Here is a 13,388-nt window from a genome sequence, read left to right as displayed (position 1 = left end):
GTCCCCGGACTTGATCCGGGGATCTGTCCCGGCCATCTCGATTGGAAAGGTGCGGCATCTCGTGATCGAGATCACCGGCACAAGGCCGGTGATGACGAGGAGAGTGCCATTCCTGACGGCATGGCCGGTCCTGGATAGCGCAAGGCTGAAACAAAAAGGCCCGGAGCGATCCGGGCCTTTTTCGTCTTATTCCTCGTCGTCCGAGCGCTTGAGCTGCTTGAGCTTGGCGAAGACCGAGTTGACGTCGATGTCTTCCTGGGCCGGCTTCGGGCGGCTCATATCGGCGAAGGGCTCGCTGGGCTCGGGCTCGGCGGTCGAGATTTCCGCCGGCATCAGGGTGCCGCTGTATTCCTGCGGCTCCACCTGCGGACGGTCCTTGGCGGCGCGCTGCACCTCGAAGTCCAGGTCGATCTGCGAGCAGAGACCCAGCGTCACCGGGTCCATGGGGGTGAGGCTGGCCGAGTTCCAGTGAGTGCGGTCGCGGACCTGCTGGATCGTGGTCTTGGTGGTGCCCACCAGACGCATGATCTGCGCGTCCTTGAGTTCCGGATGGTTGCGCACGAGCCAGAGGATCGCGTTGGGGCGGTCGTGGCGGCGCGAGACGGGCGTGTAGCGCGGGCCCTTCTTGACCCGTTTCTGCTCGGGCAGCTTCACGCGCGACTCGGCGAGCTTCAGGCGGTGGTTCGGGTTGTTCTGAGCCTTTTCGATCTCCTCGCGGGTCAGCTGGCCCGTGGTGATCGGATCGAGGCCCTTGATGCCCGCCGCGACTTCGCCGTCCGCGATGCCCTTCACCTCGAGCGGGTGGAGCTTGCAGAAATCGGCGATCTGGTCGAACGACAGGGATGTATTCTCGACGAGCCAAACGGCCGTCGCCTTCGGCATCAGCGGTCCCTGGGACATGGGGCGAACCTCCTTCAAGCCGGGCACCGGACATCGGCGCCGCACGGCAAAACTCTCTTGCGCTCCGAACCGGTCCGGACCGGAGCATCTCGTCTCACATTGTGAGGGAAACAGGATGATTATAGGGAGCGTGGGGCGATGTTGCAAACCTTAAAGGCGCAAAACGATCTTCCCGATATGCTCGCCCCCGTCCATCCGGGCATGAGCCTGGGCTACATCCTCCAAAGCAAAGGTTGAATCCATCACGGGTTTGCAGCGCCCTTCGGCCAGGAGCGGCAGCACCTTGGTCTCCAAAGCCTCGGCGATGGCGGCCTTCTCGGCAACCGAGCGGGAGCGCAGGGTGGAACCCGTATGGGTCAGGCGCTTCAGCATGAGGCGGCGGAAATCGAGCTCGACCTTGCTGCCCTTAAGGAAGGCGATCTGGACGATGCGGCCGTCCTGGGCTGCGGCCTCATGATTGCGGGGAATGTAGTCGCCGCCCACCATGTCGAGGATCACGTCCGCGCCCCCGCCGCCGGTGGCTTCCTTCACGGCGGCGACGAAGTCCTGCTCCCGGTAATTGACGGCCACGTCTGCCCCGAGCCGCAGGCAGGCCTCGCATTTCTCGGCAGAGCCTGCCGTCGCAATCACCTTGGCCCCGAAGGCCTTCGCGAGCTGGATCGCCGTGGTGCCGATGCCCGAGGAGCCGCCATGGACGAGCAGCGTCTCGCCGGGTTTGAGGGCGCCGCGCTCGAACACGTTGGTCCAGACGGTAAAGTAAGTTTCCGGCACCGCGCCGGCCTCTTCCAGGGAAAGGGCTTCCGGAACAGGGAGGGTATTGCTCTCATGGACCACGGCGTAATCGGCGTATCCGCCGCCTGCCACCAGGGCCATGACTTTGTCACCTGCCTTGAAGCGGTTGGCGTTCGGGTCCGAGCCCACGACCTCGCCCGCGATCTCGAGGCCAAGGATATCCGGTGCGCCGGGGGGAGGGGGGTAGCCGCCCTGGCGCTGGATCACATCCGGGCGGTTCACGCCCGCGACCCGCACCCGCACCAGGATTTCCCCCTCTTTCGGCTGCGGCACCGGCCGCTCGACCACCTTGAGGACCTCGGGTCCGCCACTGCCGTCCGCGATCACCGCTCGCATCGTGCCTGGAATCGGCTCCATAATTTCCCTCCTTTGGTCAAGCTCCGCCCATATAGGGCGAAGTTGGCAAGGAATGCATACCGGATTAACGTTCAGTGGACATCCGTTCAGTGGACATCTATTGAGAAGGAGAACGCCATGGCCTTCGATCCCTTCGCCGATGAGCCCCGCAAGATCGTGAGCGCCCACGAGATTGGCCAGGACCTTTCGATGCTCTCCGTCGACGAGCTCGATGAACGCGTCGCTATGCTGGAAAAGGAAATCGCCCGCCTGAAGGAGGCGAAGGCCGCCAAGGAAGATTCCCGCGCCGCCGCCAGTGCCTTCTTCAAGCTCGGACAAGGTTAACGTGGTTTTAATGATTTCGGTGTCTCATGAAGGCGTCCGGTTCTCTCCCGCTGGACGTTCCGAGTGGTTCTTCCTCCCACTCTGTTTGACGCCTCCCTGTTAGACTTCCCAAGAGCCGCGTCAGCGGCTCGATTTTTGCCAAGAGCCGCGTCAGCGGCTCGATTTTTGTCAGGGCTTCTCGGTTTAACCTTAAGAAGAGGTTACCAGAGCATCCTTGGAAAGCCCGTTCTATATTCCCCTTCGACAACGAACATTTTTCCGGCTTGCAACCGGAGGAACGCCTTGGGAGACGGTCTCTTGAACGAGCCCGACGTGATCAAACTTGACGTCGATCCTGTCCGTTTCGGGCAGAACTTTGTGGGATCCGAAGCCTTCACGGCTCTCTTCCAGGAGGGCATGGAGCTGGTCGAGGAGACGGCCGCCTATCTTGACGGCCCCGGCCGTGAGGCATCGCGCCTCCTGCAGCGTGAGGCGAGCGTGGCTTACGCCAGCGAGAGCATGCGCCTGACGACCCGTCTCATGCAGATCGCCTCCTGGCTTCTACTCCAGCGCGCGGTCGCCGAAGGCGAGATCACCCCGGACCAGGCCCGGACCGAGAAGGCCCGTGTGCGCCTGAACTCCCATGACGCCATAACGACGCTTGTCGAATACGAAGCCCTGCCGGCACGCCTGCGCGAGCTGATCGGGCTTGCGACCCGGCTCCACGCCCGCATCCTTCATCTCGAGCGCCTGCTCGCGGAGGCGCTGGAAGCACCGCCTCTGCCTCAGGAGCCAAACCCGGTGGCCCTCCAGCTCGGCATGCTGGAGCGGGCCTTCGGCTCGGCGGAATAAGGCTCCGTGCAATGCACCGCCCTCATCCTGAGGAGGCGCGTAGCGCCGTCTCGAAGGAGGATTCAGAGTGCACTGGAGTCTCCTTCGAGACGCAGACTGCGTCTGCTCCTCAGGATGAGGGCGGAGTATGATCGAAGAAAAAGAAAAAGCCCCGCGAAAGCGGGGCTTTTTGCTTGTCCGTCGAAGTGTCCAGAATGAACTGGATTACTTCTTGCCGCCGATGCCCAGGTTGCCGAACTTCGTGTTGAAGCGCGACACGCGGCCGCCACGGTCGAGCAGCTGCTGCGTACCGCCGGTCCAGGCCGGATGGGTGTTCGGGTCGATGTCGAGGTTGAGGGTGTCGCCCTCTTTGCCGTAGGTCGAGCGAGTGGTGTACTCGGTGCCGTTGGTCATGACCACCTTGATGAAATGGTAGTCGGGGTGATCGGTTTCTTTGCGAGCCATTGCCATAGTCCTTCTTGCGGCCAACCACATCTGGTCAGCCCGCAGCGTAAGATCGAGCCTGAATTGGTGAATGCGCGCCTATAACTCACTTAGAGCCTTGAAACAAGCCGGGGCAAAGGTGTTAAACCCGTCAAACCCGCGAATTCCGCAATTGAAGGCTTCCATGGCCGAGCTGCCAAACGCCCAACACCGTCCCAAAGCCGCGCTCAGCGCCCTCAAACCGCTTATTCCCTATGGCCTGGCTTACAAGGGAAGGATCGCGGGCGCGCTGGCTGCGCTCACCATAGCCTCCGCAGCGACGCTCGTGGTGCCGATCGCCGTGCGCCGGGTGGTGGATTTCGGGTTCTCGGAGGAGGGGCGGGCCTACATCAATGCCTATTTCACTCTCCTCGTCGTGGTGGTGGCCGTACTCGCCATCTCGAGCGCACTTCGCTATTATCTGGTCATCACCTTAGGCGAGCGGGTCGTGGCTGACCTGCGCTCCGCCGTGTTCCGGCATCTGACGTCGCTCGACCCCGCCTTCTTCGACCAGACCAAGAGCGGCGAAATCGTCTCGCGGCTGACCGCCGACACCACCCAGGTGAAGGCGGCTTTCGGGGTCAGCATCTCGATTGCGCTTCGTAACGCCTTTCTTTTCCTGGGTGCCGTGACGCTCATGACGATCACGAGCCCGAAGCTCTCGGCCCTCGTGCTGCTCGCGATCCCGGTGATCGTGCTGCCCCTCATCCTCTCGGGCCGGGCGGTGCGGCGGCGCTCCCGGGCGGCGCAGGATCGGCTGGCCGACGCCTCGGCCTATGCGGCGGAGGCCATCGGCGCGGTCAGGACCATGCAGGCCTTCGGCATGGAGAGCCTCACCGCCTCCCGCTTCGCCCTGGCTGCCGAGGACGCCTTCGGCGCTGCCAGGCTTTCCACGACCATGCGCGCGTTTCTCACGGGAGCCGGCATCTTCATGGTCTCGGCGAGCGTGGTGGGCGTGCTCTGGTACGGCGCGCAGGATGTGCTCGCAGGCGTCATGACCGGCGGGCGGTTGTCGCAGTTCGTGCTCTATGCGGTCTTTGCAGCAAGCTCGCTCGGCCAGCTCTCCGAGGTCTATGGTGAACTGTCGCAGGCCGCAGGTGCGGCGGAGCGCTTAGGGGAAATCTTGGCCGCCAAGCCTGCCATCGAGGCTCCGCGCAATCCGAAGCCCCTGCCGCAGCCTCCGCTCGGCACCGTGGCTTTCGACGATGTGCATTTCGCCTATCCCACCCGCGCCGAGCAGCGCGCGCTGCATGGCCTGAGCTTCGCGGTGGCCTCAGGCGAGCGGGTTGCCATTGTCGGCCCTTCGGGGGCGGGCAAGAGCACCATTCTCCAGCTGCTGCTGCGCTTTTATGATCCCCAAAGCGGCACGATCCGTGTCGACGGCGTGCCGATCACCGAGGCGGATCCGTTTGCCCTTCGGGCCCGCATGGCCCTGGTGCCGCAGGAGCCCACGATCTTTGCTGCGAGCGTGCTCGACAATATCCGATACGGACGCCCCGAGGCCTCGGAGGAGGAGGTGCGCCGCGCGGCGGAACTCGCCTCGGCCCATGGGTTCATCGAGGCTCTGCCGCAGGGCTATGCGACCCTCATCGGCGAGCGCGGCGTGACGCTCTCCGGAGGCCAGCGCCAACGGCTCGCGATTGCCCGCGCGATCCTGAAGGACGCGCCGATCCTGCTCCTCGACGAGGCCACCTCGGCCCTCGATGCGGAAAGCGAGCGCAAGGTTCAGGAGGCCCTCGACCGGCTGATGGAAGGCCGCTCGACCCTCGTGATTGCCCATCGCCTCGCCACCGTGCGCTCGGCGGACCGCATCCTCGTCATGGACAAGGGCCGGATCGTGGAGGAGGGGACACACGAAACCCTTCTCAACCAGGGCGGGCTCTATGCCCGTCTTGCGCGGCTTCAGTTCACAGGCGCGCAAGAGCACGGTCTGGCGGCTGAGTAGACGTATCGCGCCGAACGAATTCCCGATTTTTCGGTTGTTTCAGGGGCCGGCGCAGATCGGCCCTTTGAACGCTCGGGGAGACCGGGAATGGCGGCGACCTTCAGGAGGCATCCGCAGGATTCGGCCCGCATCAACCTCTATGAGGATTGGGAGATGCGCTATTGGTCCGACAAATGGGGCGTTCCGCGCCAGCAGCTGATCGAGACCATCAAGCGTGTCGGCGTTGACGTAAAGGACGTGGCCCGTGCGCTCGGCAAGGAGGGCTGATCCTCACCGCTCCGTCAGCTTCAGCTCGATGCGGCGGTTGCGGGCGTAAGCTTCTTCCGTCGTGCCGTTGTCGAGTGGCTGGTACTCGCCGAAGCCTGCGGCGACGAGGTGCTGGGGCTGCACGCCTCGGGCGATCAGGGCCTGAACCACCGCGATGGCTCGGGCCGAGGAGAGAGCCCAGTTCGACGGGAATTGCGGGGTGTTGATCGGGCGCTGGTCGGTATGGCCATCGACGCGGATCACCCATGGAATATCCGGCGGAACCTGCTTTTCCAGTTCTACGAGTGCAGCCGCGATCCGGTCGATCTCGCCCGATGCCTCAGGACGCAGGAAGGCCTGACCGGCCGGGAAAAGCACTTCCGACTGGAAGACGAAGCGGTCTCCCACGATGCGCACATCGGGACGGTTGCCGAGGATCTGGCGCAGGCGGCCGAAGAAATCGGAGCGATAGCGCGCGAGCTCCTGAACACGCTGAGCCAGGGCCACATTGAGGCGGCTGCCAAGATCGGCGATGCGGGCCTGGCTTTCCCTGTCCCGGTTTTCGGAGGCTGAAAGCGCCTCTTCCAACGCCGCGAGCTGGCGGCGCATGGCGGCGATCTGCTGGTTGAGGATCTCGACTTGGCTTAAAGCGCGCCCGGTGGCCTGCTTCTCGGCCTCAAGGGCAGCGTTCAACTCGCCGGCCTGCGCCTGCGCCGCGCCGCCTGATTCCACAAGGCCCTGCAGGCGGGCCCGCTCGGCCTCGGCGGCTCTGAGCGTGCTCTGCAGGGACGTCAGGCTTTCCTCTGCCGTGCGACGGCCCGAGCGTTCGAGGGAGAGGAGATCGGTGAGTTCCGCGATCTGCCGGTTGAGGCGGTCGAGCACGGTGTCGCGGCCCGAAAGCTCGCGGGACAGGAAGAACTGTCCCACCGTGAACACCGAGATCAGGAAGATGATGGCGAGGAGCAATGTCGACAGCGCATCCACGAAGCCCGGCCAGTAATTGATCTGGCTGCTGCGCCCGCGCCTGCGTCCGCCTGAGGTCGAGACCGGCATCAGGAGAGCCTTTCACGGGAGATGCGGTCGAGCACCTGCTTCAGCTCCTTCTCGCGGGCGGCTTGGGCTTCGACCCAATCACGGATCATCTGCTGTTCCGCGCGCATGTGCTGGACGAGGCCCTGCACCCCTTCGGCAAGGTTTGCCATCGCCTGCGTCGCTGCCCGTCCGCCTGCGCCATCGTTCACGGCGGCGGTCAGCCGGTTGAGGGCCACCGTCAGGTCGTGCGGGGTTGTCGAGCGCAGGGGAGTATCGCTGGGTGTGTCGGAGGTGGAGGTGGCAAGCCAATCCTCCAGCTCGGTGTAGAAACGGTTCTGGGCTTGTCCGGCCTGGAGGTCGAGGAAGCCGAGAACGAGCGATCCGGCCAGACCGAAGAGCGAGGCCGAGAAGGAGAGGCCCATGCCCTGGAGAGGGCCGGCCAGCGAATTCTTCAGCTCATCGAAGAGGACGGCCGTGTCCTGGCCCGTGCGGAGTGACCCGATGATCCGTCCGACGGATCCAACCGTATCGATGAGGCCCCAGAAGGTGCCAAGCAGGCCTAAGAAAACCAGAAGACCCGCCATGTAGCGCAGGATCTCGCGGCTCTCGTCCAGGCGCGCGCCAACCGAATCCAAGAGCGAGCGCATGGCCGCAATGGAGAGCGAGTTGCCCGAGCGGTTGCTGATGAAGGCGGCCATGGGAGCCAGCAGCACGGGCGCGGTCGGGGCGACTAAACCTTCCTCGGTCTGCCGCAGGGTGTTGACCCAGCGCACTTCAGGAAACAGGCGCCAGACCTGCCGGATGGCGAGCACGATGCCGATGAACATCACGCCCAGGATCAGGGCGTTGAGGCCGGGATTCGCCTGGAAGGCCTCCCAGATCTGCCGGTACAGGATGAAAGCGATAAACCCTGCCAAAACCAGAAAGACCGCCATGCGGATAAGGTAGATCCGCGGTGGGGTAAGGGGTTGGTCCGCCATCGTTATCCTGTGCTCAAGTGCTTCGGGACGGTTCTAATGTGACCGCCCCGGTCTCAAGGATCAAGCACGAGCATGGCGTCGCCTGGGGACAGGAGCAGAAATATCCGTCTCCGGCCTCAGCCTTTGGCCTTTTTGAGCAGCTTCAGCAGCTCGCGATGCATGTATTCGTTGCCGCAGGCGATGGAGCCGGTGGCCATCGGGTTCGGAACGCCGTCCGCATCGGAGACGAAGCCGCCGGCCTCGCGGACCATGATGATGCCCGCCGCCATGTCCCAGGAGCTCAGGCCGCGCTCCCAATAGGCGTCGAAGCGCCCACAGGCCACATAGGCGAGATCGAGGGATGCCGCGCCCCAGCGGCGCATGCCGCCCACATTGGCCATGACGGAAGCGCTTTCGCGCAGGAAAAGGCCGTGATCGCCTTTGCCGATATGCGGCAGGCCGCAGGCCACGACCGCATCGGGAATTTCGGTGCGGGCCGCCACGCGGATGCGGCGGTTGTTGAGATAGGCGCCCTTGCCCTTCTCGGCGATGAACAGCTCGTCCTTGGCGGGATCGTAGATCACGCCGGCCACGATCTGGCCGTCGCGCTCGAGGCCGACGGAAATCGCGAATTGCGGCAGGCCGTGCAGGAAGTTCGTGGTGCCGTCGAGCGGGTCGATGTGCCAGCGGTGGCTCGTGTCGGTGCCCTCGACGACACCCTGCTCCTCCATGACGAAGCCGTAGCCGGGGCGGGCCTTTTCGAGCGCCTCACGCAGGATCTTCTCCGCCTTGCGGTCGGCGGCGGACACGAAATCGCCGGGGCCCTTGCGGGAGACCTGCAGATTCTCCACCTCCCCGAAATCGCGCTTCAGGGAGCGCGAGGCCTTCATCACGGCATCGGTCATGACGGTCATGAGGGGCGAGCGGATCATGGTGGGCAGGTCCTGGCAAAGAGCAAAATTGATGAGTGGTCGATGGACCACGGGAGGGTTGGCGTCAAGCGGGGGATAACCAAGCCATTGCTTAATTGATCCCAGGCCCTTGCGATTTTGTGCGGGTGTCGGTCAGAGCCGGCCTCAGTTAGGGTGAGTTTTCCTTCGTCATGGCCGGGCTTGTCCCGGCCATCCCGACATAGAGTAGCGCTGCGCTTTGCGAACCGAGATCACCGGCACAAGGCCGGTGATGACAACAAAAGCTGCCTTTACCGCATGCCGAGCCGTTCGGCGGCGAGCCTCTCGGCGCGGGTCCGCTCCTCGGCCGTGAGATCCTTCAGGGCGTTGTCGAGCCATGGATCGGTGAGGCCCTGGGCCGCGGCAAGAATATGCCAGGCGGCAGCATCGACCTTGTTGGCGGGCACGCCCCGGCCGGCCACAAGCAGACGGGCCAGGCGGTTCTGGGCAATGGCGTTGCCCTTGGCGGCAGCGCGGCGGAAATAGCGCGCGGCCTGGGACTCGCTTGCCGTCACGCCCTCGCCATTGAAGAGCAGGATCGCGTATTCCACCTCGCCCACGGAGCTGCCGTTCCTGGCGGCGCGCTCGAAGAGGCGGGCGGCTTCCGAGGCGTCCTTCGCCACGCCGCGCCCTTTCAGATAGAGCACGCCAAGCGCATGCTGGGCATCAGGGATCTCTGCATCCGCGGCCTTGCGCAGCAGCTCGACGGCCTGCTCGAGGTCCATGTCGGAGCCGCTGGTGAGGAGCAGCAGGGCGAGGTTGTGGCAGGCCACACCATTGCCCTTGGCTGCAGCTTGTTCGAGCCAAGCTTTGCCCTGGGCCGGGTTCTTCTGCACGCCGCGTCCGTCGAGCGTCATGAGCCCCAGCGACGACATGGCATTGGCGTCACCCCGCTGGGCCGCCAGCTGATACCACTCGGCAGCCTTCTTCGGATCAAGCCTTACCCCAAGGCCTTGATTGTAGAGCTCGCCCAGAAGGGTCATGGCGGCGGCATCGTTCTTATTTCGCTCCAGCCGCAGGGTCGCCGCGCGGAAGGCCGTCTGGTAGAGGCCGCGCTGATAGGCGCCATAGGCGAGATCGGGCTCGGCTGCCTGCACTCCGACGACGGAGGCCAGCAGCAGGACGCCGCCGATAAAATAGGCCCGCATCAATGCGAGCCCTCCAGCCGGGCGAGGGTCTCGGCGGCAGCCTTCACGGCAGCGGCAGGGCCATCCGGATGGCTCCAGACCGCATCGCCGAGTGCGATGAATTCCGCATGCGTGGCGGCGAGAGTCTCGACCGCGTCCAGGCTCGGTGCATAGGCGACGCAGGGCGTCTCGAAGATCTCGGCCCACCAGGCGGCACGCTCGGCGACACTTTCGAGAGAGGGGAGGGAGCCGTCACGGCGAGGCTCGCCGAAGAGTAAATAGTCGACCCCGGCCTCGCCGAGGCTCATCGCATCGTCCTTGGTACGGATATGGCCCACGCCGATGGCGCGCTCGGCCTTCAGGCGCTCGCGCAGCTCGCGGACCTGCGCTGGGGTCGCACCCGAAAGATGGGCTCCGTCCGCGCCGCCGCGCACGGCCACGTTGGCGAGATCGACATCACCCTCGGTGGCCACGATGAGGGCCGCCCCGTGATCCTGAGCGGAGGGGCCAAGCGCCTTCACCAGGTTGGTGAGGCTGCGCTCGTCGGCGGCGCCTAGGCGCAGCAGCACGGCGGCCACGGCTCCGCCCTTGCAGGCCTCGGCCAGCTTGGGAGCGAAGGAGGCATCCTCCAGAACGGGGGTGATGAGATAAAGGCGAGCGGGCTCGGACATCGATCACGGAACTCGGAAAACGAAGGACAGGCATCCCATAGCGAAAACGGGGCCATCTTGCGAGGCCCCGCTTGTCGATGACGATTAGGGCGACTGTGTGAGCACGCCCGCCTAATCCCGTCTCCCTTTGCGGGGAGGGGCAGGGGATGGGGGGTATGACCGGGTGAGCGCTTAACCAGTCCACCCCTGTCATCACCGGACTTGTCCCGGTGATCCCGATTGTTTGAGGCACAGTGCCTTTCGGATCGGGATGGCCGGCACAAGGCCGGCCATGACGTTGTATGGCTGCTGTGCTGTCTGGATCATGCACAGCGCCCCGACTTTCCAACCCCCACCCTCGATCCCTCCCTGCAAGGGGGCGGGAAAAGAGGGAACCGCTTTCAGCCTCTTTACTCGGCCGCCTGACGGCTGGAGCCGAAGGTCGGGTCGAGTTCGCCCGAGGCGTAGCGCTTGGCCATCTCGGCCAGCGTGAACACGCGCTTGATCTTCGAGGCCTGGCCTGCGGTGTTGAACTCCTGCAGGCGCTGCTTGCAGAGCTTCGTCATGGCTTCCATGGCGGGCTTCAGATACTTGCGCGGATCGAACTCGCCGGGGTTCTCGCTGAGAACCTTGCGGATCTGGCCGGTCATCGCCATGCGGTTGTCGGTGTCGATGTTGATCTTGCGCACGCCGTGCTTGATGCCGCGCTGGATCTCTTCCACCGGCACGCCCCAGGTCGGCTTCATCTGGCCGCCGTACTGGTTGATGATGTCCTGCAGCTCCTGCGGAACCGAGGACGAGCCGTGCATCACGAGGTGCGTATTGGGGAGCTTCTTGTGGATCTCCTCGATCACGTGCATCGCGAGGATCGCGCCGTCGGGCTTGCGGGTGAACTTGTAGGCGCCATGCGAGGTGCCCATGGCGATGGCGAGCGCGTCGACCTTCGTCTCGGCCACGAACTTCACGGCCTCGTCGGGATTCGTCAGCAACTGGTCGTGCGAGAGCTTGCCCTCGGCGCCGTGGCCGTCTTCCTTGTCGCCCATGCCGGTTTCGAGAGAGCCGAGAACGCCGAGCTCACCTTCCACCGAGATGCCGCCGAGATGGGCCATCTCGACCACCTTCTTGGTGACGCCGACATTGTAATCCCAGTCGCCCGGGGTCTTGCCGTCGGCCTTGAGCGAGCCGTCCATCATCACCGAGGTGAAGCCGGCCTGGATCGCGGTCATGCAGGTTGCGGGCTCGTTGCCGTGGTCGAGGTGCACGCAGACCGGAATGTGCGGATAGATCTCGGTCACCGCGTCCATCATGTGCTTGAGCATGACGTCGTTGGCATACTGCCGCGCGCCGCGGCTCGCCTGGATGATCACCGGCGCATCGACCTCGTTGGCGGCAGCCATGATCGCGAGCGCCTGCTCCATGTTGTTGATGTTGAAGGCAGGCACGCCATAGCCTTGCTCGGCTGCGTGATCCAGAAGCTGCCTCATCGTGATGCGGGCCATTTCATCCTCTCCGGGTTGGCTTTGGCTCTTTAAACGCGCGGAACCTGAACCTGAGCTTAAGCGATCCAGTCAGCGTTTGGTTTCAGCAAAGTGGTTACCCACTTTGCCGGAGCATGGTGTTCAAGCGTGCAGGGCTTCCACGCCGGGAAGCGCCTTGCCCTCGAGCCATTCGAGGAACGCGCCGCCCGCCGTGGATACATAGGTGAAGCTTTCCGCAACGCCAGCGTGGTTGAGGGCGGCCACCGTGTCGCCGCCACCAGCGACTGAGACGAGCTTGCCTTCCTTCGTGCGCTGCGCCGCATGACGTGCAGCCGCCACCGTGCCCTGGTCGAAGGGCGGGATTTCGAACGCGCCGAGCGGGCCGTTCCACACCAGCGTCGCCGCATCGTTGATCGCGGCATTGATGCGCTCGACCGATTGCGAGCCCACGTCGAGGATCATCTGATCCTCGGGGATCGCATCGATGCCGTAGGTCTGATTGTGCGCGCCGGCCTTGAACTCGTAGGCGCATACGCCGTCGACGGGCAGAATAATCGCGCAATTGGAGGCGCGCGCCTTCTCGATGATGCGCATCGCGGTCGCAGCGAGATCCTTCTCAGCCAGCGACTTGCCGATGTTGAGGCCTGTCGCGTGCACGAAGGTGTTGGCCATGCCGCCGCCGATGACGAGGGCATCGACCTTGGTGACGAGGTTTTCGAGAAGGTCGATCTTGGTCGAAACCTTTGCGCCGCCGACGATGGCGACGACAGGGCGCTTCGGAGCCTCAAGGCCATTGGTGAGCGCATCGAGTTCCGCCTGCATGGTGCGGCCGGCATAGCCGGGCAGCACGCGGGCGAGGCCTTCGGTCGAAGCATGCGCGCGGTGCGCGGCGGAGAAGGCGTCGTTCACATAGATATCGCCGAGCTTCGCCAGCTCCTGCACGAAGGCCGGATCGTTCTTCTCCTCGCCCGCATGGAAGCGGGTGTTTTCGAGAAGAAGCACCTCGCCTTCTTTCAGCGTGGCGACGGCGTTGGATGCGGCTTCGCCGATGCAGTCATCGGCGAAGGCCACTTGTTTTCCGAGATGCTGCGAGACCGCTTCCGCAACCGGCTTCAGGGACTCCTTCGGGTCGCGTCCCTTGGGGCGTCCGAAATGGGCGAGCAGGATCACCTTGCCGCCCTTGTCGGCGATTTCCCGGATGGTGGGGAGCACGCGCTCGATGCGCGTGGCGTCCGTCACCTTGCCGTTCTCCATCGGGACGTTGAGGTCCACACGGACAAGAACGCGTTTACCCTTGACGTCGGCTTGGTCGAGCGTGCGGAAGGCGGTCATTGA

General features: G+C 64.5%; 14 protein-coding genes. 4 read left to right on the top strand and 10 right to left on the bottom strand.

What is annotated here, in order from left to right:
• Positions 1–186: 186 nt before the first annotated feature.
• The gene (locus DC522_RS09575; RefSeq protein WP_116528482.1) at positions 187–900 is read right to left on the bottom strand and encodes a DUF1013 domain-containing protein; all 714 of its coding nucleotides are present in this window, start codon (positions 898–900) and stop codon (positions 187–189) included.
• Positions 901–1,050: 150 nt separating this feature from the next.
• Positions 1,051–2,028: an NAD(P)H-quinone oxidoreductase gene (locus DC522_RS09570; protein ID WP_371679252.1), complete on the bottom strand. Its 978-nt coding sequence runs from the start codon at positions 2,026–2,028 to the stop codon at positions 1,051–1,053.
• Between the two features lie 138 nt (positions 2,029–2,166).
• On the opposite strand from DC522_RS09570, the gene DC522_RS09565 reads away from it, so the two are divergent.
• A complete protein-coding gene (locus DC522_RS09565) occupies positions 2,167–2,373 on the top strand; it encodes a DUF1192 domain-containing protein (RefSeq protein WP_116528480.1) in 207 nt (68 codons plus the stop codon).
• Between the two features lie 297 nt (positions 2,374–2,670).
• Complete coding sequence (locus DC522_RS09560) at positions 2,671–3,204, top strand: DUF1465 family protein (protein ID WP_116528564.1); 534 nt, start codon at positions 2,671–2,673, stop codon at positions 3,202–3,204.
• Positions 3,205–3,408: 204 nt separating this feature from the next.
• Here the strand turns inward: DC522_RS09560 and rpmE are convergent, their stop codons facing one another.
• Positions 3,409–3,648, bottom strand: a complete 240-nt coding sequence (rpmE, locus tag DC522_RS09555) for a 50S ribosomal protein L31 (protein WP_205769582.1) — start codon at positions 3,646–3,648, stop codon at positions 3,409–3,411.
• 163 nt (positions 3,649–3,811) lie between these two features.
• Here rpmE and DC522_RS09550 point away from each other — a divergent pair, with 163 nt between their 5' ends.
• The gene (locus tag DC522_RS09550; RefSeq protein ID WP_116528478.1) at positions 3,812–5,611 is read left to right on the top strand and encodes an ABC transporter transmembrane domain-containing protein; all 1,800 of its coding nucleotides are present in this window, start codon (positions 3,812–3,814) and stop codon (positions 5,609–5,611) included.
• Between the two features lie 87 nt (positions 5,612–5,698).
• Positions 5,699–5,878, top strand: a complete 180-nt coding sequence (locus DC522_RS09545) for a DUF3606 domain-containing protein (RefSeq protein WP_116528477.1) — start codon at positions 5,699–5,701, stop codon at positions 5,876–5,878.
• 3 nt (positions 5,879–5,881) lie between these two features.
• Here the strand turns inward: DC522_RS09545 and DC522_RS09540 are convergent, their stop codons facing one another.
• From DC522_RS09540 to pgk, 7 genes are all read right to left on the bottom strand, one after another.
• Complete coding sequence (locus tag DC522_RS09540; RefSeq protein WP_116528476.1) at positions 5,882–6,910, bottom strand: peptidoglycan -binding protein; 1,029 nt, start codon at positions 6,908–6,910, stop codon at positions 5,882–5,884.
• On the bottom strand, positions 6,910–7,869 hold the full coding sequence (locus tag DC522_RS09535; protein WP_116528475.1) for a MotA/TolQ/ExbB proton channel family protein: 960 nt from the start codon (positions 7,867–7,869) through the stop codon (positions 6,910–6,912). The genes DC522_RS09540 and DC522_RS09535 overlap by 1 nt, the downstream gene beginning before the upstream one ends.
• A 116-nt stretch (positions 7,870–7,985) precedes the next feature.
• Complete coding sequence (locus DC522_RS09530) at positions 7,986–8,780, bottom strand: inositol monophosphatase family protein (protein ID WP_116528474.1); 795 nt, start codon at positions 8,778–8,780, stop codon at positions 7,986–7,988.
• 269 nt (positions 8,781–9,049) lie between these two features.
• Entirely contained in the window at positions 9,050–9,946 is an 897-nt protein-coding gene (locus DC522_RS09525) for a tetratricopeptide repeat protein (protein WP_116528473.1), read from the bottom strand.
• On the bottom strand, positions 9,946–10,596 hold the full coding sequence (locus tag DC522_RS09520; RefSeq protein WP_116528472.1) for a thiamine phosphate synthase: 651 nt from the start codon (positions 10,594–10,596) through the stop codon (positions 9,946–9,948). Before DC522_RS09520 ends, DC522_RS09525 begins: the two co-directional genes overlap by 1 nt.
• 389 nt (positions 10,597–10,985) lie before the next feature.
• Positions 10,986–12,074, bottom strand: coding sequence for a class II fructose-bisphosphate aldolase (gene fba, locus DC522_RS09515; protein WP_116528471.1), 1,089 nt, complete (start codon positions 12,072–12,074; stop codon positions 10,986–10,988).
• A gap of 120 nt (positions 12,075–12,194) precedes the next feature.
• Entirely contained in the window at positions 12,195–13,385 is a 1,191-nt protein-coding gene (pgk, locus tag DC522_RS09510) for a phosphoglycerate kinase (protein WP_116528470.1), read from the bottom strand.
• Positions 13,386–13,388 lie beyond the last annotated feature (3 nt).

Source organism: Microvirga sp. KLBC 81, assembly GCF_003075415.1.
GTDB lineage: Bacteria > Pseudomonadota > Alphaproteobacteria > Rhizobiales > Beijerinckiaceae > Microvirga.
Note: the sequence above shows the minus strand (reverse complement) of the source record. Positions and strands in the feature narration are given on the sequence as shown.